Source organism: Methylocella tundrae, from assembly GCF_901905185.1.
GTDB classification, from domain to species: Bacteria; Pseudomonadota; Alphaproteobacteria; order Rhizobiales; family Beijerinckiaceae; genus Methylocapsa; species Methylocapsa tundrae.
This window is the reverse complement of record NZ_CABFMQ020000109.1, coordinates 162,959-188,810: the sequence shown is the minus strand read 5'-3', so window position 1 is coordinate 188,810 and position 25,852 is coordinate 162,959. Positions and strand designations below refer to the sequence as shown.

Genomic DNA, 25,852 nt, shown 5'->3' with positions numbered 1-25,852 from the left:
AGCAACGGCTTTTTCTTCATCTGTTCCAGATGCAAATGCGCCGCGCCCTTTCCGCTTGACGCTCCAGATATCCTTCTCATCGAGACGCTCCACATCATGTCCGACCTGAACGAACTCCAGACGACGATCCTTGCGGAAATCGCGGCCGCCCTTGACGAGGCGGCGCTTGATGCTGTGAGGGTGTCGGCTCTCGGCAAAAAGGGCTCGATTTCGGCGCTGCTTTCGGGACTTGGGAAGATGACGCCGGAGGCGCGCAAGAGCGAAGGGGCGGCGATCAACAGCCTCAAGGACAACGTCAATGCGGCGCTGGCGGAGCGGCGCGCGGTGCTGAAAGAGGCGGCGCTCGAGGCGCGGCTCAAGACCGAGACGATCGACGTCACTTTGCCGGCGCCGGCGCAAGGCGTCGCGCTCGGCCGCATCCATCCGGTGACGCAGGTGATGGATGAACTCGCCGAGATCTTCGCCGACATGGGATTTGCGATTGCCGAAGGGCCGGATATCGAGAGCGACGATTATAATTTCACAAAGTTGAACTTTCCGCCGGACCATCCCGCGCGGGACATGCACGACACTTTCTTCTTCAATCCCGACAAGGACGGCAATCGCAGGGTTTTGCGCACCCATACGAGCCCGGTCCAGGTGCGCACCATGCTGACGCAAAAGCCGCCGATCCGCGTCATTTGCCCCGGGCGCACATACCGCTGTGATTCCGACCAGACCCACACGCCGATGTTTCATCAGGTCGAGGGTCTCGTCATCGACCGCTCCGCCAATCTTGGCCATCTGAAATGGATTCTCGAAGAATTCCTCAAGGCGTTCTTTGAAGTGCCCGAGGTGAAGATGCGCTTCCGGCCGAGCTATTTCCCCTTCACCGAGCCTTCGATGGAGGCCGACGTCCAATGTTCGCGCAAGGGCGGAGAAGTGCGCTTTGGAGAGGGCGAGGATTGGCTCGAAATCCTCGGCTGCGGCATGGTGCACCCCAATGTCCTGCGCAATTGCGGCCTTGATCCCGACGTTTACCAGGGCTTTGCATGGGGCATCGGCATCGACCGCCTCGCCATGCTGAAATATGGCATGCCGGACCTGCGCGCCTTCTTTGAGGCGGACGTGCGATGGCTGAAGCATTACGGCTTCCGGCCGCTCGATCTTCCGACATTGGCTGGCGGTTTGAGCGGTTGAGGCGCCGTATTTCACGCCAAGGTTTCAATAACGCCGGAGCGATCGCCTGAGACGCGGAGCCAAGCGCCATCGAAACGCACGCGCCTAAAAATCGCTCGCGATGCCTTTCACCTCCCAATCGCCGTAGCGCACCGGCTCGGGTCCATCGCGGCCATTGATTTCCCTGGGCCGCTCCGCGCTTTCCCGCGCTTTGGCGCGGCGGCGTTCCTCCGCCTCGGCAAGCGCGCGGCGGGCGGCGGCGGGCAGATCCATCGCGGAGGCCGCTGCGCCGCCGTCGGTCTTCTCTTCAGTGCTCATCCATTTTTCCCCAGATTTTTGCATCAAAGGCGTGTTTACGCTTTTAGAAGCTTTTGGATTGGGACAAAAGCCCGCGCGAAATCTTGCCGGCCATGATATAAGAGCAGCGATTCAAGGCACATCTGGCAAAACCCTGATCCCAGTCATCAAAAAGCCCCCTGGCGGAGCATGAGTTTGAACGCACCTCCGCGCCGGCCCGATCGACAACGCAACCGCAAAGGCGCGCTCAATCGGCCGGGTCAAAGTGGGTACGCCGACGCTTCGAGACTCGAAGCCGAGCAGCATCCGGGCTTGCCGGCGCGCATCGCCGCGGCCGCCATTCTCAATGATATCGTCGGCAAATCCCATTCGCTCGAAGAATGTTTTTCGCCGGGCGCGATTCCCGCGCGGCTCGGCGGCCTCGACGCGCGCGATGTGGCGCTTGCGCGCTCGATCGTCACCGTTGCGCTGCGCCGGCTCGGCACCATCCGGGCGGCGCTGGGCGAACTTTTGGACAAGGCGCTGCCGCGTCAGGTCTCCTATCTCGAGTGGACGCTGATCGCCGCCGCGGCGCAGATCCTCTTCCTCGATGTGCCCGATCACGCGGCGGTCGATCTCGCGGTGCGCGCGACGCGCCTCGAGACGAAAAGCGCCCCCTTCGCGGGGGTCGTCAATGGCGTCCTGCGTAATCTCGCGCGGGGCCGGGACCAGATTTTGGCGAAGAGCGATCCGCTCGATGATGACACGCCGCCCTGGCTCGCCGCGCGCTGGCGCAAGATCTACGGCGAGGCGCTGGCGCGCGCCATCGCGAGCGCCAATCGCGACGAGCCGACCCTCGATGTCACCGTGAAATCTGATCCCGCGCTTTGGGCGGAACGGCTCGGCGGCGTGGTTCTGCCCACAGGCTCCGTTCGACTGACCACGCATGCCGCCATTACGGAACTGCCCGGATATGCGGATGGCGAATGGTGGGTGCAGGACGCGGCCGCGGCGTTGCCGGCGCGCCTGCTCGACCCCAGCCCCGGCATGCGGATCGCCGATTTTTGCGCGGCGCCCGGCGGCAAAGCCGCTCAGCTCGCGGCGGCGGGCGCGACGGTCACGGCGATCGACCGCTCGGCGGAACGGCTGAAACGTCTTGCCGCCAATTTTGCGCGGCTCAATCTCCATGCCGACATCATCGTCGCCGACATCGCCGGCCTCAAGGCGCCACCCTTCGATGCGGTCCTGCTCGATGCGCCATGCCTTGCGACCGGAACGATCCGGCGTCATCCTGACATCGCCTGGATCAAGAAGGCGACCGACGTCGCGACGCTCGCCGCGGTGCAATCGCGTATGCTCGACAAGGCGGTGGAGCTCGTGAAACCGGGCGGCGTGATCGTCTATTGCACCTGTTCCCTCGAGCCCGAGGAAGGCGAGCTGCAGATCTCCGCGCTGCTTCGACGCAATCCCGATGTGCTCCGGTCGCCGATTTTGCCGGGCGAGGTCGGCGAGGTCGCCGGGGTCATCAACCAAAATGGCGAATTGCGGACCTTGCCCTCGCATCTTCCCGCCGATGATCCGAGACTGTCCGGCCTTGACGGGTTTTTCGCGGCCCGATTGATGCGGCGTGGTTAATAAAGCCGAGAGGATTTTCACGGATAATTTAACCTTGCCAGGAGTTTTCCGGTTTCAGCGAATCGGCAAATTTCTCTAACTGTCTGTTTTATCGCATTTTCCTGGCGCAAGCGGCGGCTGCTTCGCGTGAAAATGCTTCTGGCGCCGATCGTCGTCGTGAAAGCGCGCGCCGCGTGCGGGATCGTTACGGCTCGGGTAGCCAGGAAGTCGAGGAGTTAAGACCTGTGGCCGGCGCGATTTTAAAGGATCGGCTGCATGTCGCGGGTCTTCTTGCCGCGCGCGGCGCGAGCGCCCTCTGGCGTTTGTCGATGGCGCCTTGGCGTCTCATGACCGGATTGCGTCAGCGCCCGCCCGAACGTTTGCTGATCGCGCCGCAGGACATCCGAACCAGCGACCCGACCCTCGCGGCTGACATTTATGCGGGCTATTTCGCCTTTGGCGGCAAGATCGTCAACGCGCATGGGCGCTCCCCCTTCGAGCTCGAACCGCGATCGGAAGCCTGGGCGCGGGCGCTTTCGAGTTTTAGCTGGTTGCGCCATTTGCGCGCCGCCGATACGGCGATCGCCAAGGCCAACGCGCGCGCCCTCGTCGAGGATTTTCTCACCGCCTCAGGCAAGCCGGGTCACGGGCCGGCGTGGGAGCCGCGCACCGCCGCGCGCCGCCTCCTGTCGTGGCTGTCGCAATCGCCGATCATTCTGCACGGCGCCGACCGCGTCTTCTACCGCCGCTTCATGAAAAGCATCGGGCGCACCGAGCAGTTTCTCGAGCGCAAACTCGCCGAGGGCCTTGCCGGAGAGGATCGCCTCATCGTCGCCGTCGCCCTTGTCGAATTGGGCCTTTGCGCCGAAGGCGCCGGCAAGCTGCTGCAGCGGAGCACGAGGCTGCTTGCCGAGGAGTTGCAGCGCCAGATTCTTCCCGATGGCGGGCATGTCAGCCGCAATCCGCAAATTCTCATCGACCTTCTGCTCGATCTGTTGCCGTTGCGGCAGACTTATGCCGCGCGCGGCGTGCAGCCGCCATCGCAGCTCCTCAACGCCATCGACCGCATGATGCCCATGCTAAGGCTTTTCCGGCATGGCGACGGCACGCTCGCCCTGTTCAACGGCATGGGCGTTACGCCGCCGGAACAGCTTGCGACCGTGCTTGCCTATGACGACGTCCGCGCCCGCGCTCTCACCAACGCGCCGCACTCGGGCTATCAGCGCCTTGAGATGCAGGACGCCATCGTCATCGTTGACGCCGGCCGGCCGCCGCCGCCGATTTTTTCGACGCGCGCTCATGCGGGCTGCGCGTCCTTCGAGTTTTCCGTCGGCGCGCAGCGTCTCGTCCTGAATTGCGGTTCGCCGGACGCCAACCGCGCCACGGCGCAGGAAGCCGCGCGCATGACGGCCGCGCATTCGACCCTCGTCGTCGATGACACCTCCTCATGCCGTTTCGCCTTTCACGTCGGCCTGCGCAAATGGCTCGGCGACGAGATCGTCTCAGGGCCGGATCCGGTGGACGTCGAGCGCCGGGACGAGGCGTCTGGCTCAACGCTCGTCATCCAGCATAATGGTTATGAGCCGCGCTTCGGACTTATCCATCAGCGCCGCCTCGCCTTGCACAGGGACGGCAAATGGCTCGACGGCGCGGATCGCCTGCGCGCCTCTGGCCCGGCCGGCTCGATGGAGCGGCGTCCCTTCGCCTTGCGCTTTCATATCCATCCCAATGTACGGTTGAAACGGGTGCGCGAAGGTCACGCCGTCCTTTGCGTGCTGCCGAACGGCAGGCGCTGGCTGTTCGAGACCTTATGGATGGCCGAAATCGAGGAGAGCATTTTCTTCGCGGCGCCCGATGGTCCGCGCGCCTGCGCCCAGATCGTCATCGAGGGCGAGACGGAAGACGATCTTGAGATCGCCTGGAGCTTTCGCCAGCTCGAGAAGAAAAAGCGCGATGCGGCGCCGGAAGGCTGATGCGCCGCCGTTCGCGATCCTTTAATGCGCGAAGCGCCGCGTCGCCTTCGTCCAGTCGCGCGCGCGCTGCTCTGGATCGGCGCTGAGCGTGATGTCGGTCACCACCGCCGCGCTGTCGGCTCCTGCCTCCAAGACGCCGGCCGCGCGCTCGAGCGTCACGCCGCCAATGCCGACGAGCGGGATTGCGCCGATGCGCTTCTTCCATTCGCCGAGCCGGGCGAGGCCCTGCGGCGCGAAAGGCATTTTCTTCAAAATCGTCGGATAGACCGGCCCCAGCGCAATATAATCCGGCTCTGTTTCAAGCGCGCGAAAAAGCTCGGCCTCGTCATGCGTCGAAACGCCGATACTTATCCCGGCGCGTCGAATGGCCGGCAGGTCAGCCGTGTCGAGATCGCTTTGGCCGAGATGAATAAAGTCGCAGCCGGCGTCGATGGCATGACGCCAATAATCATTGACGACGAGCTGCGCGCCCGCTGTTTCGCACAGCGCCCTGGCTTTACGGATTTCCGCGCTCAAAATATCGTCGGGAGCCTCCTTGACGCGCAGTTGCACGAGCCGCACGCCGCAGGGCAGAAGCCTTGCGATCCAGTCCGAGCTGTCGACGATCATATAAAATGGATCAAGCACGCGCGAGATCCGTGAAGGCGCGCCCGATCACAGGGGTCGAGGGCGCCGCCATATCGCGCGGCTGCATCGGATCGGCGCGATAGGCCATGCGTCCGGCCTCAACCGCGAGGGCGAAGGCGCGCGCAATAGTGGCGGGATCGCCGGCCTTGGCGATGGCGGTGTTGAGCAAAATCGCGTCATAGCCAAGCTCCATCGCCGCCGCGGCATGAGAAGGCGCGCCGATGCCGGCGTCGACGATCAGCGGAACTTGCGGAAAATGCGCTCTCAAGGCGCGCAGGCCATAAGGATTATTGAGGCCGCGCCCGGTTCCGATCGGCGCGCCCCACGGCATCAGCACCTCGCAGCCGGCGCGGAGCAGTTTTTCGGCGACGACAAGATCCTCGGTCGTATAAGGAAACACCTGAAAGCCGTCGCGGCTCAAAATGGCCGCCGCCTCGACGAGGCCGAAAACATCAGGCTGCAGTGTGTCTTCTTCGCCGATGACCTCCAGTTTGATCCAGGGCGTGTTGAACACTTCGCGCGCCATCTCTGCCGTCGTCACAGCCTCTTTCACAGTGCGGCAGCCGGCGGTATTCGGCAGCACGCGCACGCCGAGCTGGCGGATCAGCGCCCAGAAATTTTCGCCCGCGCGGCTTGATCCCGATTCACGCCGCAGCGAGACGGTGACGATCTCGGTCTTCGCCTGCGCGATCGCGTTGCTGAGAATCGCGGGGGAGGGATATTGCGCGGTCCCGACGATGAGCCGAGAGGCAAACGAAACGCCGTAAAGGCTGAGCGCGTCGGCGTCCATATCAGCCTCCCTGCCGTGGGCTGACGATTTCGATTTTGTCGCCCTCTTTCAATCTCGTCTCCGAGCGGTCGGTCCTGCGCACAAACTTCTGGTTGAGCGCGGTTGCGACATGATGATCGTCATAATCAAGTTCGCGCAGCAGGGCGGCGAGCGTATCGGCGGCGGCCTCAAGCCTCTTGCCGTTGACTTCTATTTGCATCCAACTCCTCCGCGAGGCTGGCGCCGTGGAGAGCGACATCAACGACCCGTCGCGCCAGCGCGGGCGCCAGCAAGAACCCGTGCCGATAGAGGCCATTGAGGGTGATCATATTGTCGTTGACGCCGATGCGCGGCAGATTGTCGGCGAAGGCGGGACGGACGCCGGCGCCGGTCTCGATGATTTCGGCTTCCGCGAAGGCCGGATGCACGGCATAGGCGGCGCCCAGAAGCTCCAGCATCGCGCGCGCGGTGATGCGGCCAGCCTCGTCGTTCTCGATCATCGTCGCGCCGATCATGAAGCGCCCGTCGCCGCGCGGCACGATATAGACGGGATTGCGCGGATGGATCAGCCGGATCGGCCGTGTGAGTTCAACCTCACGCGTGTAAAGGACCAGCATTTCGCCCTTGACGCCGCGCAGGGCAGGCAGCGTTTTCCGCGCGTCAAACCCACGGCAATCGACGATCCAGTCGGCGTCCTTTTCGCGCAGGTCAGCCTCGACGCCATATCGCAAACTCACATTGTCCATTGCGTCAAGACGCGCGGCGAGCGCCGCCGTCGCCGCGCGCGGATCGAGATGAGCCTCACGCGGAAAATACAGCGCCTCGTCGAAACGGCCTTCAAGGTCCGGCTCGAGCGCTGCGATCGCCGCCGCGCCGATCCGCTCATATTCGCGCGTCCGGCGCGCAAAGCGCGTCAGCTCCGGCCGGTCGCGGCTGGGAGCGATAACAAGGGAGCCATGCGTCTCTGCGACCGGCACGGTCCCGGTCCAGTAGCGCAGCGATTCGACGCCGAGATCGACGACAAGCGGCTCGGCGCTTTCCGCCTCGCACCAGGGCGCAATCATGCCGCCGGCGAGATAGGAGCAGCCGAGCCCTGGCCCCTCGCGCCGTTCAATAAGCTCGACCCGGCAGCCGGCGCGGGCAAATTCATAAGCCGTCGTCAGCCCGGCGACGCCCGCGCCAATGATTTTTACGCGCAAGGTCATGCGCGCCTCCAGAAGAGGAGGCCGGCGGAGTGGGGGACTCTATTGGTAGAGAAATTCAAAGGTTCACCATCCCTACGCCAGTGCGAGCTGGATCAGGTTCGAAGGGTCGCCGGGCCGCTTATTCAAGCGTTGCCAGCCTCTCAGCCCCCTGACGGGGATCCCCTAGGTTTGCGCGACCATAGGTAAGCGCGCGCGAGCCGGGCGTCAAGCGCAAGGTCTCGAGCACGGCAGTTGCTCGGCACATGAGTTCCTGATATGTTCTCCACGTCGCGTCGTACGGGCCAAAGCTTTTAGCTTCTCTTGTGGCTGCGTTTAAGGCGGGATCCTGTGCAATCTGTGGATAGACCGGCCGATGCCATAGGCCGCCGATTCTGCAAGCCTATGATAGCCGCCGCCCCCGCTACCTTTCACGAAAGGCCCGCGTGAAAAAGAACGTCTTCACCATCGCGCCGAGCGCGCCCTTTCTGAAGACCTTCGCCAAGGCCTTCCTTGATGGCGATGTCGTCGAAGGGTTTTCCAAAAAACTTGGGCCGTTGGCGCTCGCGGAAGCGACCATTTATGTGCCGACGCGCCGCGCCGCGCGCGCGCTGACGGACGAGTTTTCCCGCGCGGTCGGCGCCAGCGCGACCTTGCTGCCGCATATCCTGCCGCTCGGCGCGCTGGAGGAGACCGAGACGAGCCTCATCTTCGAGGAGGGCGCCGGAGACGAACTCGGCCAGCCGCTCGATCTGCCTCTGGCGATGGGCGACATCGCGCGGCGCATGCAGCTTTCAGAGCTGATCCTGTCCTGGGCGCGAGCCCTGCGCCACGCCATCGTGCGCGTCGACGCGCAAGGCGGTTATGTGGTCGACGCGCGGGAGTCTTTTCTCGTCGCGACCACCGCCGCCGACGCCTGGCATCTGTCCGGCGAACTGGCGGGGCTCATTGATGAACTGATCATTGAGGACATCGACTGGGAAAGGCTCGATCCCCTGGTGCTGCCGGAGTTCGATCCCTATTGGCGCATCACGCTCGATTTCCTGAATATCGCGATCAAGGGATGGCCAAAAATTCTGGATGAGCGCGGGCTCGTCGACAAGGCGCGGCGCCAGGTCGCGCTGATCGAAAAGCAAAGCATAAAATTGCGCGAGGGACGGTGGCAGGGACCGGTCGTTGCGATCGGCTCGACAGGATCCAATCGGGCGACGGCGCGTCTCCTCAAAGCCATCGCTGAATCGCCCAAAGGCGCCGTCGTGCTGCCGGGCCTTGATCTCGACCTCGATGACGCCGCCTTTGCGCTGATTGGCGGAGACGGCGAGCATGAGGCCGCCTTCACCCATCCGCAGGCGGCGATGAGCCGGCTTTTGCGCACGCTGCAGCTCTCCCGCGCGGACGTCGCGCCGCTTGGCGAGACATCGGTCAGTCAGCGCCTCAGGGAGCAATTCCTGTCGCAGGCTCTGCGCCCCGCCGAGGCCACGGATGAATGGATTGCCTATCGCGGCCGGATCGACCGCGCCATGCTCGACGAGGCGCTAGCGGGCGTCAGCCTGATCGAAGCCGCTGATGAGCGCGAGGAGGCGCTGGGCCTCGCCATCGCCATGCGCGAGGTTTTGGAGGCGCCCGGGCAAACGGCGGCGCTGGTGACGCCGGACCGCGAATTGGCGCGGCGCGTCGCGGCCGAATTGCTGCGCTGGGGCGTCGCGGTCGATGATTCCGGCGGCGATCCTCTGAGCGCGAGCCCTGCGGGCGTTCTGGCGCGGCTCGCCATCGCCTGCGCCGCCGAGGACATGAGCGCGGCGAGCCTCGCGGCGCTGCTGGCCCATCCCGGAGTGCGTCTTGGATTCTTGCGCGATGACATCGGGCGTCTGTCTTCCCTCTTCGAAATCGGCGTCTTGCGCTCCAGCGCGGCGGGCGAGCGAGGCGCTCGCGTCGTCGCTGATCCCGCGCGCGCGATCGCTATGGCGCGGGCGGAAGCGAGGGATCGTTTCGCCCATCCGGCCAAACGGCGCATTTCCGCGCCCGAATGGGAGATGCTTGAGGATCTGCTCCGCCGCCTCGCCGCGGCCTTCGCACCGGCGCTCGCCCTCGAAGGCGAGCACGATCTCAAAAGCTGGATCAGCGCGCATCGGGCGGCGATCGCAGCGATCACGGCCGGGGAGGACGCGCGAACGAGCGGCGAGGATGTCGGAGCGCTCGACGCCCTCTTCGATGAACTGTTCGCAAACGCGACGGCCGGCATGCGCTTCGACGCCGAATCCTACGGCTTCTTCTTCGCGGCTGTGGCGCGCGACGCCAGGTTGCGCGGACCGCAAAAGGCGCATCCGCGATTGAAGATTCTCGGCCTCCTCGAAGCGCGCCTGATGGACGCTGATCTGATGCTGCTCGGCGGCCTCGACGAGACAGTCTGGCCGCCGCAGGCGCGCGCCGACGCCTTTCTCAACCGGCCGATGCGCGCGGCGCTGGGCCTGACGCCGCCCGAGCGCAAGCTCGGCCAGACGGCGCATGATTTTACGCAAGGTTTTGCGCGGGCAACGGTGATCCTAAGCCGCGCGCAAAAGCGCGGCGGCGCGCCGACCGTCGCGTCGCGTTTCCTGCAGCGGCTTGCGGCGCTGGGCGATGAGAGCTGGCGCGGCTGCGTCTTGCGGGGACAGGTCTATGTCGATCTTGCGCGCGCGATCGACCGCCCCCTCGCGCCCGCGCCGCCGATCAGGCGGCCGGCGCCAAGACCGCCCCTCGAGCTGCGTCCTTCGAGCCTCAGCGTCACCAAGATCGAGACCTTGCGGCGCGACCCTTATGCGCTCTATGCCGAAAGAATCCTCGAACTTGCCGAATTGGCGCCGATCGGGCGCGCCGCCGGGCCGGCGGAAACCGGCAGCGCCATTCACGCCGCATTGGAGCTTTTCGTCAAAGCCCATGCCAGCGGAAAACTGCCCACGGGGGCGCGCGACGAGCTTCGCCAGCTCTTGCGCGACGGACTGAAGGATCAATTGGATGATCCCGATTTTCGTGGCTTCGCCTGGCCGCGTCTTGAAAAGATGATCGACTTTTATTTGCGCTTTGAGGCGGGGCGGCGGGACGGCGTTGAGCAAATCAGAAGCGAAATCTCGGGCAAGCTCGAACTGACGCTCGGCGATGGGTCGCCCTTCATCCTGACCGCGCGGGCGGATCGCATCGAGTTGGCGAAGGACGGCTCGATCACGCTCATTGATTATAAAACAGGGACGCCGCCGGGGACCAAAGAGATTCTGGTCGGCTTCGCGCCGCAGCTCACGCTTGAGGCGGCGATGGCCCGCCGCGGCGCATTTGATCTTCCGCCCGATCGAGACGCGATTTTCGGCCTCTACCTGAAACTCGGCGGCGCAGATGGCGGCGAGATCAAGCCGGTCGATTTCGCGCGGGAAAAGACAACCTTCATGGACGTGGCGGACGATCACTTTGCCGCGCTCATCGCTTTGCTGACCCAGTTCCGCGATCCGGCGACGCCCTATCCAGCGCGCCCGTTCCCCAAATTCGCCAAGACCTACAACGCCTATGACCATCTGGCGCGGGTCAAGGAATGGTCGCTGAGCGGCGAGACGGAGGGCGGCGCATAATGGCTCTCGCCAACATCCCTCTGCACACGCTGGAAAAGCAGCGTCAGGCCTCAGATCCCGGCGCTTCCGTGTGGGTCTCCGCCAATGCCGGCTCCGGCAAGACGCATGTGCTCGCCCAGCGCGTCGTGCGGCTGCTGCTGCAAGGCGCGCCGCCCTCGAAAATACTCTGCCTGACCTTCACCAAGGCGGCGGCGGCGAATATGGCGACGCGCGTCTTCGATACTCTGGCGCTATGGACGCGGCTCGACGACGCGGACCTGCGCAAATCAATCATCGCGACCGGCGCGCCAGACCCCGGCGCGCGGGACAGAGTCGCGGCGCGGAAACTCTTTGCGCGGACGGTCGAGACGCCGGGCGGGCTGAAAATCCAGACCATTCACGCCTTCTGCGAAAGGCTGCTTCATCTCTTTCCGTTCGAGGCGAACGCGCCCGCGCGTTTCGAGGTCGCCGATGAGACGGGGCAGGCCGAACTGTTGCAGCGCGCCCGGCGCGAGGTGCTGGATCACGCATCCCGCGATGACGCGGCGCTCGCGGCCATGCTTTCGCGCGTGACGGAGGATTGCTCGGGGCAGGGATTCGAAACCCTCGTCAAGGAGGCGATGCGCCATCGCGCCATGTCCCGCGCGTCCTGGCCGCAGAATCATGAGTCCAGTCTTCGCAGGGCTCTGGGGCTGGCCGCGGGGCGGGACGTCGCCGCGATCAGGCGGCAGATGATCGAGGACGGCCTCACTCCGGCGCGATGGCGCGAGATCGCCACATTTCTCGAAGCAGGCGGCGCAACAGACTGCAAGAGGGCGGCGTTGTTCCGGCAAGCGGCCTCGCATCGGGCGGATGGAGACGCCGAATCCTGCCTTGGCTCTTATCTTTCGATTTTCTTCAAGGGCGATGACGAGCGATATGTCAGCCTCCTCACCAAGGCTTTGGCGAAACAGCGGCCGGACATCGAGGCCGGGTTTTATGCCGAGCAGGAGCGGCTCGAGCTTCTACGCGCCGAACAGAAAGCCGCCGCCACCGTGGAGCGCTCAGTCGCGCTGGCTCTCCTCGTTGATGCGATCTTCCAGCGCTATGAGGCGATGAAGGCCGCGCGCGGCATCCTCGACTTCGATGATCTCGTGTCGAAGACGCTGGCGCTGCTCGAACGGTCCGAGGCGGCATGGGTGCTTTATAAGCTCGACGCCGGGATCGACCATATTCTCGTCGACGAGGCGCAGGACACGAGCGCCGCGCAGTGGCGGATTCTCGAGCGGCTGACGGGCGACTTCGCGGTCGGCGCGGGCAGCGCGACAAGCGCCCGGACTTTCTTCGCCGTCGGGGACGAAAAGCAGTCGATCTTTTCATTCCAGGGCGCGGCGCCGCATATGTTCGGCGAGATGCGGCAGAAATTCGAGCGTAAATTCACCGCCGGAGCGGAGACCTTCGCGCATGTGCGGTTGACGCAATCTTTTCGCTCGGCGCCCGGCGTGCTGGCGGCCGTCGACAAAGTGTTTGCTCCGCCAGCCCATCAAAATGGGCTCGTCGCTGATCTCGACGTCTGGATGCCGCATGAAGCCTTGAAGGAAAAGCTTCCGGGCCTCGTTGAGATCTGGCCGCCGGTTGGCGCCGAGGCGCGCGAGAGCGCGCGCGACTGGAGGCTGCCGCTCGACATTCTGGACGAGGTGGACCCGGCAAGCCTTATTGCGCAGCGCGTCGCGCAAAAGATCGCCGGTCTTATTGCTGAGGGGTCGGGAGAGTGTGTTTACGACAGCGCGGGCGGCGGCGCGCGTCCTATCCGCGCGGGCGATATTCTCATTTTGGTGCGAACGCGCGGCGCCTTTTTCGACGCCGTGATTCGAGCGCTTAAGCAGAATGGCGTGCCTGTCGCCGGCGCCGACCGGCTTGAGCTTGCCGAACATATCGCTGTGCTTGACCTTGTCGCGGCGGGGCGCGCGGCGCTTCTGCCCGAGGACGACCTGAACCTTGCCGCGGTTTTGAAATCGCCGCTGATCGGCTTTGACGATGACGATCTTTTAGCGCTCGCCCCGCGCCGCCCGGCGAGTCTTTTCGAGGCGCTCAAAGCCTCGCGCAAGGAAAAATGTGAGGCGGCGGGGCAAAAGCTTGACCTTTGGCGCAGCCGCGCCGCGCAAAATCCTTTCGCCTTCTATTCCAGTCTGCTCTGCGAGGATGGCGGGCGGCGCGCGATGGAGGCGCGGCTTGGCCCGGAGGCCGCCGACGCCATTGACGAATTTTTGCGCCTCGCTCTCGCCCATGAGGCGGAGGCGGCGCCTTCGCTTTCAGGCTTTCTGTCCGACTTCGAGGCGGTGGAGCGTTCGATCAAGCGCGATATGGAGAGCGGGGCCGACGTCGTGCGCGTCATGACCGTTCACGCGGCGAAAGGGCTTGAGGCCAAAATCGTCTTTTTGCCGGATACTTGCGGCGCGCCGTCGCCGCGCCATGATCCGAACATTTTTGTGCTTGGCGCCGGACCCTCCGCCGCAATCGCCTGGTCGCCGCGCAAGGCGGCCGATTGCCAGGCTGTGGTGCTCGCGCGGGAAAATATGCGCGGCGCAGGACAGGATGAATATCGGCGCCTTCTTTACGTCGCCCTGACGCGGGCCGAGGAGCGGCTCTATATCGCGGGGTTTCATGGCTCGAGAGGGCGCGCTCAAGGCTGCTGGGGCGAGATGATCGACGCAGCGCTTGCGAATGATCCGGATATCGAAAACGCCCCGGCGTTCTGGAACGCGGATGACAGCATCCTTCGTCTCGTCTCGAAAGGCGGTTATCCCGCCTCCCTTGTTTCGCGGGCGCCCCCCGCCGCCGCAGCGTCCCCGCCGGGCTGGCTCTGGCGGCGCGTCGATCCGGTGATGGAGCCGGCGCCGCCGATTCGGCCGTCGAGCGCGCTCGCATCGGCCGATCGCTGGGTTGACTCTTCTCTGACGCCGGCGCGGCGTGAGGCTTTGCGTCTCGGCTCCTTGACGCATGTGCTGCTGCAATATCTGCCCGACCTTCCGCCGGAGAGTCGCTCAAGGGCGGGGCTGGCGTTTCTCGGGGCGAGAGCCGGCGATCTCGATGCGCCGACGCGAGAAGATCTTCTCAAGGCGGCGCTCGCGGTGATCGGCGCGCCGGAGCTTGCGCCCCTGTTTGGCCCCGAATCAAGGGCGGAGGTCGCGGTTTCGGGCAAGATCGCCCTTCCGCGCGAAAAATCGATCGAGATCATAGGGCGGATCGATCGCCTGGGGATCGCGGGGGATGACGTGCTTGTGGCGGATTTCAAGACCGGCGCTCCTTGCGCCACCGCCGACATCCCGGCGCGCTATCTGATGCAAATGGCGCTGTATCGCGCCGTGCTGGCGCCGCTCTGGCCCGCCAAGCGCCTGCGCATGCTGCTGATCTGGACCGATGGGCCTCTTGTCGCGACCCTCGACGACGCTTTGTTAGACGGGGCTCTCGCGGCGGTGGCGTAAGGCGCGTTTGTGATCATCGTATCTATTTGTTCTGACATAAGAGTCAGCTAAAGCGCCAGGGAATCGGCGCGGCAAAAAGCGCGCACCGACGAGGGCGCCTTGACGCAAGAGCCGAGCCTTCTTACTTTCGAAATGAAACGCAGGTGGAATTTCTCCGCGCAGAATGATGAGAGCAGCCCATGTCGACCGTCAAAGTCACCGATGCGAATTTTAAAAGCGATGTGGTTGGCGCCGGCGGCCCGGTTGTCGTTGATTTCTGGGCTGAATGGTGCGGCCCCTGTAAAATGATCGGCCCGGCTCTGGAAGAAATCGCCGACGAATTAGAGGGCAAGGTGACGATCGCCAAGCTCAATGTCGACGAGAATCCGGGCACCGCGGGCGCTTATGGCATTCGCAGCATTCCGACTTTGTTGCTGTTCAAGGAAGGAAAGCTCGCCTCGACCAAGGTCGGCGCGGCGCCGAAGGGCGAACTCAAGAGATGGATATCCGAGGCTATCTGAGCTTTCCAATTCGCGCCATTTTGTGCGCCGGTTTATAATGAAAGGACCCCGCAGGGGTCCTTTTTGCTTGGGACAAGAATGGCTTACGCAGTCAAAGAGCTGTTCTTGACGCTCCAGGGCGAGGGCGCTCAGGCCGGGCGCGCCGCCGTATTCTGCCGCTTTGCCGGCTGCAATCTGTGGTCTGGCCGCGAAAAGGACCGCATCGAGGCGACCTGCAGCTTTTGCGACACCGATTTTGTCGGAACCGATGGGGAGGGCGGCGGCTCTTTCGCGCGCCCCGAGGCGCTTGCGGCCGCGATCGAGGCGGCCTGGCGCGGCGGAACCGGCGATCGTTTCGTCGTCTTTACTGGCGGCGAGCCTTTGCTGCAACTCGACGAGGCGCTGATCGAGGCGGCCCATGCGCGCGGTTTTGAGGTCGCCGTCGAGACCAACGGGACGCTGGAGCCGCCGCGCGGCGTCGACTGGCTATGCGTCAGTCCCAAGGCGGGCGCGGCGCTGACGGTAACGCGCGGATCTGAACTGAAGCTGGTGTTTCCTCAAGCGGATTTGCCGCCCGATGCGCTGAGCGGGCTTGATTTCGCGCATTTCTGGCTGCAACCCATGGATGGCGCTGATGTCGCGGCGAATACGGCCGCGGCGATCGCCTATTGTCTTTCGCATCCGCATTGGCGCCTCAGTGTCCAGACTCACAAGCTGATCGGCATTCCATGAAGATTTCGGCATGAAAATCACGCAGGCGTTTCATTTCGAGGCGGCGCACAGGCTGCCGCATGTCGGCGAAAAACATCGTTGCTACCGGCTGCATGGCCATTCCTACCGCGTTGAGGTGAACCTTGAGGGCGCGGTCGACCAAAGAAGCGGGTTTGTCGTCGATTTCTTCGATATAGAGGCGGCGTTCGGGCCGCTGCTGGAACGGCTCGACCATCATTACCTCAATGAGATCGAGGGGCTTGAAAATCCGACGGCGGAATTGATCGCGGTCTGGATTTTCGATCGCATCAAACCGAAGCTGCCGCAGCTCGCCGGCGTCAAAGTGTTCGAGACGCCGGATTGCTGGGCTGACTATGATGGGGCTTGACGGCCCCATCAGCTTGCGCGCCTCGCTCAATTGGATTTTTGCCGGCGCATCGCGCTCGGGTTCTGCCGAGGCGTCGGTCGAAGCCTATTGCGGCGGCGTTCCGTTCAGCGCCAGCACCTCGCCTGCCAGATAAAGGCTGCCGGCGATGAGGATGCGCGGCGGCAAGCGCCATTCGCGCGCCGAGAGGAAGCGAAGCGCCAGTTCGATGCTTTCGCAGGCCGCGGCGGGGATGCCGACTTCATCGGCGGCGAGGGCGACGTCCCGCGCGGGTTTGCCGTAGAGTTCCGCCTCGACGGGAACAGCCAGCGCTTCCTGCGCAATGCCCTTGAAGGAGCGCAGGAACGCGGCGGTGTCCTTGGTCGTCAGCGTGCCGCAAATAATGATCAGCGGCCGTTCTGTCCGGTCCTCGAAATCGGCCATGGCTTCGGCTAGCGCGCGCCCACCGTCTTCATTATGGCCGCCGTCGAGCCAGATCTCGGCGCCGAAGGGCGCAATTTCACAGATGCGTCCTTTCACCATATTTTGCAGGCGCGCCGGCCACTCGACCTGGGTTAGGCCGCGCTCAAAAGCTTGCGGATCGAGGTCCGGTTCGACGCAGCGCAGGGCAGCGATGGCGGTTGCGGCATTCTGCTGCTGGTGGCGGCCGAGAAGCCGCGGCAGCGGCAGGTCGAGCAGGCCGCGCTCGTCTTCGAATATAAAGCGGCCTTGTTCTTCCCGAGCCGAAAAATCGCGCGCCGCAATGAATGCCGGCGCGCCGACGCGCGCCGCCTCAAGCCGAAGCGCCTCGAGCGCCTCATCCTGTTGCGCGCTCAAAATTGCCGGAACGCCCGGCTTGAAGATGCCCGCCTTTTCAAAAGCGATCTTCGCGAGCGTATCGCCAAGATATTCCGTGTGATCGATCGAAATTGACGTGACCACGGTAGCTTTCGGGGGCGGGATGACATTGGTGGCGTCGCCTCTGCCGCCAAGGCCGACCTCGAGAAGCAGATAGTCAGCCGGCGTTTCACTGAAAATCTTGAAGGCGGCCGCGGTCGTAAACTCGAAAAAGGTGATCGGCGCGCCCGCGTTGACCTCTTCGCAATAGCTCAGCGCCGCGAACAGCGTGGCGTCGCTGACCAGTCTGCCGCCGCCCTTCGCGCCGAGCCGGATGCGCTCGTGAAACCGCACGAGATGCGGCGAGGTGTAGACATGAACGCGCTTGCCCGCGGCCTCGAGGATCGCCCGCATGAAGGCGATCGTCGAGCCTTTGCCATTGGTGCCGGCGACATGAATGACGGGAGGAAGCTTCTGCTCCGGCGACCCGATGGCGGCGAGCAGACGCTCCATGCGCCCGAGCGTCAGCTCGATGTCTTTGCGATGCAACAGGAACAGGCGAGCCAGAAGGGCGTCGAGCGGGGTCATGGTTCGCGTGTTCCGGCTTGCGTCAGGCGGCTCGCTCAACGAGCGGGGTGCGCGTCAAAAGGGAGCAAACGCGGGCGAGGGTCGCGCGCATATCCTGACGCTGCACGACCATGTCGATCATGCCATGCGCTTCAAGATATTCCGCGCGCTGAAAACCTTCCGGCAGCCGTTCGCGAATGGTCTGCTCGATGACGCGCGGCCCGGCGAAACCGATGACGGCGCCGGGTTCGGCGATGTGGACGTCGCCCAGCATGGCGTAGGACGCGGTGACGCCGCCCGTCGTCGGATTGGTCAGCACCACGATATAAGGCAGGTTGGCCTTGCGCAGCCGCTGCACGGCGATGGTCGTGCGCGGCATCTGCATCAGGGAAAAGATGCCCTCCTGCATCCGCGCGCCGCCGGAGGCGGTGAATATGATGAAGGGCGTGCGCCGCTCGAGCGCCGTCATCATGCCCGTGATGATAGCCTCGCCGGCCGCCATGCCGAGCGATCCGGCTAGAAAATCGAAGTCCTGAATGGCGACGACGACCTCCATCCCTTCGAGACGCCCGCTCGCGAGCTTCACGGCGTCCTGCGCCTCGGTCTTGGCGCGATATTCCTTGAGCCGGTCGGTATAGCGTTTGACGTCGCGGAATTTCAGCGGATCGAGCGGCACGTCCGGCGTCGCGAGCTCTTCATAGACGCCGCCGTCGAACAGATTGTTGAGGCGGGCCTTCGGCCTGAGGCGCATGTGATAGCCAGATCCCGGCACAACGAAAAGATTGGCCTCGAGATCTTTATGGAACACCAGTTCGCCGCTTTCCGGGCATTTGACCCAGAGATTTTCGGGCGTTTCCCGGCGCAGGAAGGATCTGACCTTCGGCGGGACGACGTTTGAAATCCAGTTCATGCAAGTTCCTGATGCAGCGGGCTCTTGGCGTTCCCGGCCTGTCGATCCGGCCAAGGCTGGCGCCTATTTACGGGCTTCGGGGCCTGTTTGCGACAGAAATATGCAAACGTGACGCTGACCGGCTTTGACCGGGCCGGCCTATGCTCTCGCCGGCGCGGCCTGACGGACGCCTTTTGCGATGTCGGCGATAAGCTCCGCGACCGCCGGGACGGTCCGGGGCGTCGCTTTGCCTGCGGCGTCGAGCGAGGCGCGCAGCGCTTCGACGATGGCCGAGCCGACAACCACGCCATCCGCATGGGCGGCTATCGCCGCGGCGGTTTGCGCCGACTTGACGCCGAAGCCGACCGCGACCGGCAGGCTCGTATGGCGCTTGATTCGCTCGACCGCCGCCGCCGTCTGACTGAAATCGGGCGTCGCGGCGCCTGTCGTGCCGGTGATCGAGACATAATAGACAAAGCCGGACGTATTTGCGAGAACCGCCGGCAGCCGCGCCGCGTCGGTCGTCGGCGTTGCGAGGCGGATGAAATTCAGCCCGGCTTTGAGTGCCGGCAGGCACAGCTCGGCGTCCTCCTCCGGCGGCAGGTCGACAACGATGAGGCCGTCGACGCCGGCTATCTTCGCGTCATGCAGGAATGCTTCGACGCCGTGGACATAGATCGGATTGTAATAGCCCATGAGGACGATTGGCGTCGTTTGATCGCCGGCGCGGAAATCCGCGACGAGGCGCAGGGTTTTGATCAGGGTCGTTCCGGCCGCCAAAGCGCGCAGCCCCGCGGCCTGGATCGCGGGACCATCGGCCATCGGGTCCGTGAATGGCATGCCGACCTCGATCACATCCGCGCCCGCCTTGGGAAGGGCCTTCAGAATCTCGAGACTGGTCGCAATATCCGGGTCGCCCGCCATGACGAATGCGGCGAGCGCGGCTCGGCCCTCTTTGGCGAGGTCCGCGAAACGGCGGTCAATGCGTGTTGGCGAAGAGTCTGACATCGGCTGTTGGACCATGAGCGGAAAGCGCCGCGCGGCGCGAACGCTGGCCAATAGAGGATTTTTCGGGCTGGGGGAAGGGTTTTGGGGCCGGGAGCAAAAAGCGGGCGAGCGGGCGCAGACGGCCTTATCCCTCACCGCGCTCATTCGCCGGATCTCGTTTTCCCTTGCGGCGCGGCAGTGCGGTCGGCAGAGCCGTGACGCCTTGGACCCGCATCTGCTAAGCTCGCGTAAGCTAACGCCCGCGCGCCTAGAGAGAGAGCATGACGCCAGAGAACGCGCCACACCCATCCCGAAACCGCTAACCCATGCTCCGGCGCGCGCTCTCCCGCGTCAGTGGCGCTTTGGCGACCTTGTTCATCGTCATCGCGCTGGCGTTCTTTCTGATGCGGCTCGCGCCGGGCGGTCCATTCGATTCCGCGCGGCCTCTTGATCCGGCGATCGCGCAAAATCTCCGCCATATCTACAGGCTCGATCTGCCTCTTGCGCAACAGTTCCTCGTTTATCTCCAAAGCCTCGCGCGCGGCGATTTCGGGCCGAGCTTTCACTGGCGCGATTTTTCGGTCAATGAGCTGTTTGCGCATGCGTTGCCGATTTCGATGCGGCTCGGCGCGGAGGCCATGATCGCCGCGCTTTTGATCGGCGGCGCGCTCGGGATCGCAGGCGCATCGAGCGGCGGCTGGCGCGCAAAGCTTGGCGCGCGGGCGGTTGACGTCGCCGCCCTCATCGGCGTCGTGCTGCCGCCCTTCGTCGTCGCGCCGCTCCTGCAACTTTTCTTCGGTCTCACGCTGCATGCGCTGCCGGTCGGCGGCTGGAACGATGGGGCGTGGCAAAATCAGCTGCTTCCCGTCGCGACTCTCGCCTTGCCGCAAATCGCGGTCATCGCGCGGCTGATGCAGGCCGCGCTGCGCGACGCCCTTGCCGAGCCGCATATCCGCACGCTTCACGCCTTTGGCCTGCCCGCGCGCCATATTTACGCCCACGCGCTTCGCGCCGCGATCTTGCCGACGCTCTCCTATCTCGGCCTCGCCGCCGCCAATATCCTGACCGGCTCGGTGATCGTCGAGACCATTTTCGGCATTCCCGGCATGGGACGCTACTTCGTCGATGGCGCGCTCGGCCGCGATTACACCCTCGTCATGGGAACGGTCGTCGTCGTCGCCGCGCTCGTCATCTTTTTCAATCTGATCGTCGACCTGATCTACAGCTGGCTCGATCCAAGAGTCGCGGACGCGCGCGCGCCATGAACGAGGCTTTGCCATCTTTGCATTCCGGCGCCGCGACGGCGAAGAGCATCCCGCGGAGCCTCGCACTGTTGGCGCTGATCGCGTTCTGCTGCGTCTTTGGCCCGCTCGTTTCGCCACATCCTTTCGATCGCGTCTATCCTGATTATGTTCTCGCCGCGCCGTCGCTCTCGGCGCATCCGACTGCCGAGGAGGCGCGCCTTGGGATCGAGGACCTCGCTCAGCGCATGGGAGCCCATATCGCGTCCATGCAACAGAACGGCGGTCAGCTCGACGTCCTGCTGGAGGCCGGGCGGCGGCTTGATCCGCAAACTCTCGATGTCTTTGCAAGTTCGGACCTTTTCGGCCGGCCCAAAGTCGCCGAGAGCAAGGACGACGGCCGAAAGCTGCGCCTCGTGATCCCGTTGCGGCATAATCTCTTCCTGTTCGGGACCGACGCCAATGGCCGCGATCTCCTGACGCGAACGCTGATCGCTGGCCGCGTCTCGCTCGCCGTCGGCCTGCTCGCCTCCTTTGTCGCTCTCGTCATCGGGGTCGCCTATGGCGCCATCGCCGGCTACGCGGGCGGGCGCATCGACGCCGTGATGATGCGCGTCGTTGAAATCATCTACGCGCTGCCTTTCATCTTTTTCGTCATCGTTCTCGTGATGCTCTTTGGTCGCCATTTCGTGCTCATCTTCGTCGCGATCGGCGCGGTCGAATGGCTCGACATGGCGCGCATCGCGCGCGGCCAGACCCTCTCCCTCAAGCGCCGCGAATATGTAGTCGCCGCGCAAGCTCTGGGCGCGAGCGCGCCGGCCATCATCTGGCGCCATATTCTGCCCAACGCCGCCGGACCCATCACCGCTTATCTGACGCTGCTCGTGCCGCGCGTCATTCTACTCGAAAGCTTCATCTCTTTTCTGGGGCTCGGCGTGCAGGAGCCTATGGCGAGCTGGGGCGTGCTGATTGCCGACGGCGCCCGCAATATCCAGGGCGCGATCCATCTCCTGATAGTTCCGGCGGCGTTTCTCGGCGCGACGCTCGGCGCCCTGCAGAGCCTCGGCCAGTCGCTGGAAGAAAGGTTTGCCGGCAATTTCGGGGCGGGAGACGCGCCGGAATGAGCCCTCAGCCGCCGATCCTTGCATTTCGCGATCTTTGCGTCGCCTATGGCGCGAGCCGGGTCGTCGATCATGTCAGTTTTTCGCTTCGCCGGGGCGAGGTCGCCGCTATCGTCGGGCAATCGGGCTCCGGCAAGAGCCAGAGCGTCCTTGCCGCGCTAAAGCTTCTTCCGCCCGGCGCGGTCGCTGCCGGCTCGGTCATGTTCGACGGGGTCAATCTGCTCGCCCTTTCCGAAAGGCGGTTGAACGCCATTCGCGGCCGCCGCATCGCGATGATTTTTCAGGAACCCATGTCCTCGCTCGATCCGCTCTTTTCGGTCGGCTCGCAGATTGTCGCGATTCTACGCTTTCAGGCCGGACTGTCCGCCAGGGCGGCGAATTTGCGCGCGGAGGAGTTGCTGGCGCTCGTCGGCATTGAGGAGCCAAAGCTGCGGCTTCGCGCCTATCCGCATCAATTATCCGGCGGCCAGCGCCAGCGCGTCGCCATAGCGATGGCGATCGCCTGCGACCCGGAGGTGCTGATCGCCGATGAGCCGACGACGGCGCTCGACGTGACCGTCGCCGCGCGCATCCTCGATCTTCTCGCTGAATTGCAGCAAAGGCTCGGGCTCGCGATGATTTTCATCAGCCATGACCTTGGCCTTGTGCGCCGCTTCGCCAGCAGCGTTCACGTCATGGCCGCAGGCTCGATCGTCGAGAGCGGCCCCGCGCGGGAGGTTTTTGCGCGCCCGCGCCACCGCGTCACGCAGGAGCTTCTGTCCGCAGCGCCGGTCCTGCGCCTTGGACCGCAAGGAGCGGCGCCCGAAATTTTGCATGCGGAAGACATCAAAGTGGTCTACCGCCTGCGCGGCGGCTGGCTGGCCAAAGCCAGAGAGATCAAGGCAGTGGATGGCGTCAGCCTCAGCCTCGGCCGAGGCCGCACCCTTGGAATCGTCGGCGAATCGGGTTCAGGCAAATCGACGCTAGCGAGGGCTCTGCTCAAGCTCGTCCCCGCGAGCGGAACCATTCGTTTCGAGGGCCGCGATCTTGGCGCGCTCGACGCCGCCGGTGTGCGTTCGCTGCGGCGCTCCATGCAGATGGTGTTTCAGGATCCTTACGGGGCGTTGTCGCCGCGGATGAGAGTCGCCGACATCGTCACTGAGGGATTGCGCGTGCATGAGCCAAATCTCACCTCCCGCGAGCGCGACGAGAGGGCGGCGGCCGCGCTTGAGGAAGTGCGGCTCGATCCGAACGCCAGGCGCCTGCTGCCGCGCGCCTTCTCCGGCGGCCAGAGGCAGCGCATCGCCATCGCGCGCGCGATCATTTTGCGGCCGCGACTTCTCGTGCTCGACGAGCCGACATCGGCGCTGGATCGGACCGTCCAATATGAGATATTGAGGCTCCTGCAGGATTTGCAGGCGGCGCACGGCCTCGCCTTTGTGCTGATCAGCCATGATCTTGCCGCGGTTCGCGCCATGGCCGACGAAATCGCCGTCATGAAGGACGGGCGCATTGTTGAGCAGGGTCCGGCGCGCGCGATTCTGGAGCATCCGCGCCATCATTATACGCAATCGTTGATCACGGCGGCGTTGCGCTATCGCGGCGGCTGATAGCGAGAATATTACGTCCATTCCATAGAGCTGCGGTCACGGCTATTGTGCTATGCGTGTATCGGAAGGATGCGTCAGGAGCGGGCCGCCATTGATCGGCCGTCAACATGAACATGCAGGGTGGGACATGCTTTTTGATGGTGAGACGATCCAGGTTGAAGAGCTTGGCGAGGGCCTTGTCGAACTCCGCTTCGCGCGCAAGGGGGAGGCGGTCAACAAGCTCGATCGCCTGGCTTTTGGCGAGCTGGCGCGCGCGATCGGCGCCGTCTCGCACGCGCCCGGGCTCAAAGGCGTGCTCATTTCAAGCGGTAAGGACGCCTTCATCGTCGGCGCCGACATTTTCGAATTTGTCGACATCTTCCGCCGCGAGGAGAAAGAGATCGCCGATTTCGTCGCCGCCAACGCCAAAATCATAACGGCGCTGAGCGATCTGCCGGCGCCAAGCGTCGCCGCCATCAACGGCCTTGCCCTTGGCGGCGGGTTCGAGGTCGCCCTTGCCGCAGACTATCGGGTGATGTCCTCCGCGGCGAAAATCGGCCAGCCGGAAGTCCATCTCGGCATTTTTCCCGGCTATGGCGGCACCGTTCGGTTGCCGCGCCTGATCGGCCTCGCGGAAAGCGCGCAATGGATCATTTCCGGCGCCCAGCAGACACCGGAAGCGGCGCTCGCGCGAGGCGCCGTCGACGCGGTGGCGAGCCCTGAGGATCTGCGCGAGGCGGCGCTGACCCAGCTCAGGAACGCTGTCGCCAATCCCGCCGAATGGCGCCAGCGGCGCGTCGACGCGGCGAAGGCGCTCTCCTTCGAGGGGCAGAACGTCCATGACTTCCTCGCCGGAGCCGAAGTGAACGCGGCGAGAGCCCTGCCGCATTACCCGGCGGCGCATGACGCCGTCGAATTGCTGGAGCTTGGAGCCGGACTGGATCGCGACGCCGCCCTTGCCCTCGAGGCGGAGCAATTCGCGAGAACGGCGCGCTCGCAGGCTGCGGCATCGCTCATCAATATTTTCATCAACGAGCAGGCGCTCAAGAAGATCAGCAGGCAATACGCGAAGTCCGCGGCGCCGGTGCGTCGGGCGGCCGTTATCGGAGCCGGCGTCATGGGCGCCGGCATCGCCTATCAGAGCGCATTGCGCGGCGTGCCGGCAATCTTGAAGGATGTTTCGGACAAGGCGCTCGACGCCGGCATGGCGGAAGCGCAAAAACTGCTCGCCAAGCAGGTCGAACAGGGAAGGCTTTCTCTCGATCGCGCCGATGCGATCGCCGCCGCGATCACGCCGAGCCTGACCTTCGACGGCTTTGGCTCCGTCGATGTCGTGATCGAGGCGATCGTCGAAAACATCGACATCAAGGCGGCGGTCTTCCGGCAGATTGAGGGGATCGCCTCCGCCGAAACGATCCTTGCCTCCAACACATCATCCTTGCGCATCGCCGATCTGGCGGACGGCCTGCGGCATCCCGAAAATTTCATCGGCATGCATTTCTTCAACCCGGTTCCGAAGATGGCGCTCGTCGAAGTCGTGCGCGGGCCGAAAACCTCGGAAGCCGCCGTCGCGACCATCGTTGGCTATGCCAGCGCGCTCGGCAAGACGCCGGTCGTCGTCGGGGACTGCCCCGGCTTCGTCGTCAATCGCGTGCTGACGCCCTATCTCATCGCGTTCCTGCACCTCGTCCGCGACGGCGTCGATTTCCACCATATCGATCGCGTCATGGAAGGATTTGGCTGGCCGATGGGGCCGGCCTATCTGATCGACGTCATCGGCCTCGATATTTCCCATCATGTCGCCGAGATCGTATCGGCCGGCTTCCCGGAGCGTATGGCGGCTTCGCATCCCTCAGCCATCGACATTCTTTTGGCCGATGGACGCCTCGGCCAAAAGAACGGCCGCGGTTTCTATCTCTACGCGAGAGATCCGAAAGGCCGGCCGCGCAAGGACTCCGATCCCGCCGCGCCGGAGCTTTTGGCCGCCGGGCAGCCGCGCGGCAAAACGACGATCACGGATGCGGAAATCATCGAACGCATGATGCTGCCGCTGATCCTTGAGACCGCCCGCTGCTTTGAGGATGGCGTCATCGGCTCGCCGGGCGAGGCGGATATGTGCCTGCTTCTCGGCCTGGGCCTGCCGCGCTATCTCGGCGGCGCGCTGAAATACGCCGATTACCTCGGCCTTCAAAATATCGTCGAACGCTCAGTGAAATGGCGCAGCCTCGGCGAGATTTATCGGCCGAGCGAGAAATTTTCCGCGCGCGCCGCGGCGGGGAAGGGGTTTTATGAGGGGTGAGGGGTCCACGCCGGGGGCCGTCGGCGATGCGCCAGCAGCCGCTGCCCCGGCCTTAAGGGCCAGCGGTAGTAGGGTGGAGGCTTCAGTCCAACTCTTAGAGCGCTTTCCGATCGAATGGAGTCATTCGATCGATCAGAAATCGCTCCAGATTC

20 protein-coding genes and 1 riboswitch are annotated in these 25,852 nt (G+C 64.4%); of the genes, 12 read left to right on the top strand and 8 right to left on the bottom strand.

From position 1 onward, the window contains the following. Nucleotides 1-96 precede the first annotated feature (96 nt). Nucleotides 97-1,179 (top strand): phenylalanine--tRNA ligase subunit alpha, encoded by a 1,083-nt coding sequence (gene pheS, locus MPC4_RS17095; protein ID WP_174513571.1) that lies wholly within the window; start codon nt 97-99, stop codon nt 1,177-1,179. A gap of 84 nt (nt 1,180-1,263) precedes the next feature. Here pheS and MPC4_RS17090 read toward each other — a convergent pair whose 3' ends face one another. After that, nucleotides 1,264-1,476: a DUF1674 domain-containing protein gene (locus MPC4_RS17090; RefSeq protein WP_174513570.1), complete on the bottom strand. Its 213-nt coding sequence runs from the start codon at nt 1,474-1,476 to the stop codon at nt 1,264-1,266. Nucleotides 1,477-1,650: 174 nt separating this feature from the next. On the opposite strand from MPC4_RS17090, the gene MPC4_RS17085 reads away from it, so the two are divergent. Beyond that, the gene (locus MPC4_RS17085; protein ID WP_425312494.1) at nt 1,651-3,069 is read left to right on the top strand and encodes an RsmB/NOP family class I SAM-dependent RNA methyltransferase; all 1,419 of its coding nucleotides are present in this window, start codon (nt 1,651-1,653) and stop codon (nt 3,067-3,069) included. A 173-nt stretch (nt 3,070-3,242) separates the two neighbouring features. After that, complete coding sequence (locus MPC4_RS17080) at nt 3,243-5,021, top strand: heparinase II/III family protein (RefSeq protein ID WP_342343639.1); 1,779 nt, start codon at nt 3,243-3,245, stop codon at nt 5,019-5,021. Nucleotides 5,022-5,042: 21 nt separating this feature from the next. Here MPC4_RS17080 and MPC4_RS17075 read toward each other — a convergent pair whose 3' ends face one another. From MPC4_RS17075 to thiO, 4 genes are read right to left on the bottom strand one after another with little or no spacing between them, the layout of a single operon-like run. Continuing rightward, nucleotides 5,043-5,630, bottom strand: coding sequence for a thiamine phosphate synthase (locus MPC4_RS17075; RefSeq protein WP_174513593.1), 588 nt, complete (start codon nt 5,628-5,630; stop codon nt 5,043-5,045). A 10-nt stretch (nt 5,631-5,640) separates the two neighbouring features. Next, nucleotides 5,641-6,438 carry a thiazole synthase gene (locus MPC4_RS17070; protein ID WP_174513568.1) on the bottom strand — a complete coding sequence of 266 codons (798 nt, stop codon included), beginning with the start codon at nt 6,436-6,438 and terminating at the stop codon, nt 5,641-5,643. A gap of 1 nt (nt 6,439) precedes the next feature. Continuing rightward, the gene (gene thiS, locus MPC4_RS17065) at nt 6,440-6,637 is read right to left on the bottom strand and encodes a sulfur carrier protein ThiS (RefSeq protein ID WP_174513567.1); all 198 of its coding nucleotides are present in this window, start codon (nt 6,635-6,637) and stop codon (nt 6,440-6,442) included. After that, nucleotides 6,606-7,616, bottom strand: coding sequence for a glycine oxidase ThiO (gene thiO / locus MPC4_RS17060; RefSeq protein ID WP_174513592.1), 1,011 nt, complete (start codon nt 7,614-7,616; stop codon nt 6,606-6,608). The genes thiS and thiO overlap by 32 nt, the downstream gene beginning before the upstream one ends. A gap of 58 nt (nt 7,617-7,674) precedes the next feature. Next, nucleotides 7,675-7,796, bottom strand: a riboswitch (TPP riboswitch). 248 nt (nt 7,797-8,044) lie between these two features. Here thiO and addB point away from each other — a divergent pair. From addB to queD, 5 genes are all read left to right on the top strand, one after another. Continuing rightward, the gene (gene addB / locus MPC4_RS17055; RefSeq protein ID WP_174513566.1) at nt 8,045-11,194 is read left to right on the top strand and encodes a double-strand break repair protein AddB; all 3,150 of its coding nucleotides are present in this window, start codon (nt 8,045-8,047) and stop codon (nt 11,192-11,194) included. Further along, nucleotides 11,194-14,637, top strand: coding sequence for a double-strand break repair helicase AddA (gene addA / locus MPC4_RS17050; RefSeq protein ID WP_174513565.1), 3,444 nt, complete (start codon nt 11,194-11,196; stop codon nt 14,635-14,637). Before addB ends, addA begins: the two co-directional genes overlap by 1 nt. Nucleotides 14,638-14,816: 179 nt before the next feature. Next, nucleotides 14,817-15,137 carry a thioredoxin TrxA gene (gene trxA, locus MPC4_RS17045; RefSeq protein ID WP_134489242.1) on the top strand — a complete coding sequence of 107 codons (321 nt, stop codon included), beginning with the start codon at nt 14,817-14,819 and terminating at the stop codon, nt 15,135-15,137. Nucleotides 15,138-15,215: 78 nt separating this feature from the next. Beyond that, nucleotides 15,216-15,848: a 7-carboxy-7-deazaguanine synthase gene (gene queE / locus MPC4_RS17040; protein WP_174513564.1), complete on the top strand. Its 633-nt coding sequence runs from the start codon at nt 15,216-15,218 to the stop codon at nt 15,846-15,848. Nucleotides 15,849-15,858: 10 nt separating this feature from the next. Then, entirely contained in the window at nt 15,859-16,215 is a 357-nt protein-coding gene (gene queD / locus MPC4_RS17035) for a 6-carboxytetrahydropterin synthase QueD (protein WP_174513563.1), read from the top strand. An 84-nt stretch (nt 16,216-16,299) separates the two neighbouring features. On the opposite strand, the gene MPC4_RS17030 is transcribed toward queD, so the two are convergent. The 3 genes from MPC4_RS17030 to trpA form a co-directional block, all read right to left on the bottom strand. Next, nucleotides 16,300-17,616 (bottom strand): bifunctional folylpolyglutamate synthase/dihydrofolate synthase, encoded by a 1,317-nt coding sequence (locus MPC4_RS17030; protein ID WP_174513562.1) that lies wholly within the window; start codon nt 17,614-17,616, stop codon nt 16,300-16,302. Nucleotides 17,617-17,638: 22 nt separating this feature from the next. Then, on the bottom strand, nt 17,639-18,505 hold the full coding sequence (gene accD / locus MPC4_RS17025; RefSeq protein WP_174513561.1) for an acetyl-CoA carboxylase, carboxyltransferase subunit beta: 867 nt from the start codon (nt 18,503-18,505) through the stop codon (nt 17,639-17,641). Between the two features lie 138 nt (nt 18,506-18,643). After that, a complete protein-coding gene (gene trpA / locus MPC4_RS17020; RefSeq protein ID WP_134489225.1) occupies nt 18,644-19,492 on the bottom strand; it encodes a tryptophan synthase subunit alpha in 849 nt (282 codons plus the stop codon). Between the two features lie 305 nt (nt 19,493-19,797). Between trpA and MPC4_RS17015 the strand changes: the two genes are divergently transcribed. The 4 genes from MPC4_RS17015 (at nt 19,798) to fadB (ending at nt 25,700) form a co-directional block, all read left to right on the top strand. Beyond that, complete coding sequence (locus tag MPC4_RS17015; protein ID WP_174513560.1) at nt 19,798-20,736, top strand: ABC transporter permease; 939 nt, start codon at nt 19,798-19,800, stop codon at nt 20,734-20,736. Continuing rightward, complete coding sequence (locus tag MPC4_RS17010) at nt 20,733-21,836, top strand: ABC transporter permease (RefSeq protein ID WP_174513559.1); 1,104 nt, start codon at nt 20,733-20,735, stop codon at nt 21,834-21,836. The genes MPC4_RS17015 and MPC4_RS17010 overlap by 4 nt, the downstream gene beginning before the upstream one ends. After that, entirely contained in the window at nt 21,833-23,422 is a 1,590-nt protein-coding gene (locus tag MPC4_RS17005) for an ABC transporter ATP-binding protein (RefSeq protein WP_174513558.1), read from the top strand. Before MPC4_RS17010 ends, MPC4_RS17005 begins: the two co-directional genes overlap by 4 nt. 127 nt (nt 23,423-23,549) lie before the next feature. After that, nucleotides 23,550-25,700, top strand: a complete 2,151-nt coding sequence (gene fadB, locus MPC4_RS17000) for a fatty acid oxidation complex subunit alpha FadB (RefSeq protein ID WP_174513557.1) — start codon at nt 23,550-23,552, stop codon at nt 25,698-25,700. Nucleotides 25,701-25,852: the final 152 nt, after the last annotated feature.

Coding starts and splice junctions, on each gene's coding strand:
- pheS (WP_174513571.1), top strand. CDS start 97: ATGTCCGACCTGAACGAACTCCAGACGACGATCCTTGCGGAAATCGCG.
- MPC4_RS17090 (WP_174513570.1), bottom strand. CDS start 1,476: ATGAGCACTGAAGAGAAGACCGACGGCGGCGCAGCGGCCTCCGCGATG.
- MPC4_RS17075 (WP_174513593.1), bottom strand. CDS start 5,630: ATGATCGTCGACAGCTCGGACTGGATCGCAAGGCTTCTGCCCTGCGGC.
- MPC4_RS17070 (WP_174513568.1), bottom strand. CDS start 6,438: ATGGACGCCGACGCGCTCAGCCTTTACGGCGTTTCGTTTGCCTCTCGG.
- thiS (WP_174513567.1), bottom strand. CDS start 6,637: ATGCAAATAGAAGTCAACGGCAAGAGGCTTGAGGCCGCCGCCGATACG.
- addA (WP_174513565.1), top strand. CDS start 11,194: ATGGCTCTCGCCAACATCCCTCTGCACACGCTGGAAAAGCAGCGTCAG.
- trxA (WP_134489242.1), top strand. CDS start 14,817: ATGTCGACCGTCAAAGTCACCGATGCGAATTTTAAAAGCGATGTGGTT.
- queE (WP_174513564.1), top strand. CDS start 15,216: ATGGCTTACGCAGTCAAAGAGCTGTTCTTGACGCTCCAGGGCGAGGGC.
- queD (WP_174513563.1), top strand. CDS start 15,859: ATGAAAATCACGCAGGCGTTTCATTTCGAGGCGGCGCACAGGCTGCCG.
- MPC4_RS17030 (WP_174513562.1), bottom strand. CDS start 17,616: ATGACCCCGCTCGACGCCCTTCTGGCTCGCCTGTTCCTGTTGCATCGC.
- accD (WP_174513561.1), bottom strand. CDS start 18,505: ATGAACTGGATTTCAAACGTCGTCCCGCCGAAGGTCAGATCCTTCCTG.
- trpA (WP_134489225.1), bottom strand. CDS start 19,492: ATGTCAGACTCTTCGCCAACACGCATTGACCGCCGTTTCGCGGACCTC.
- MPC4_RS17015 (WP_174513560.1), top strand. CDS start 19,798: ATGCTCCGGCGCGCGCTCTCCCGCGTCAGTGGCGCTTTGGCGACCTTG.
- MPC4_RS17010 (WP_174513559.1), top strand. CDS start 20,733: ATGAACGAGGCTTTGCCATCTTTGCATTCCGGCGCCGCGACGGCGAAG.
- MPC4_RS17005 (WP_174513558.1), top strand. CDS start 21,833: ATGAGCCCTCAGCCGCCGATCCTTGCATTTCGCGATCTTTGCGTCGCC.
- fadB (WP_174513557.1), top strand. CDS start 23,550: ATGCTTTTTGATGGTGAGACGATCCAGGTTGAAGAGCTTGGCGAGGGC.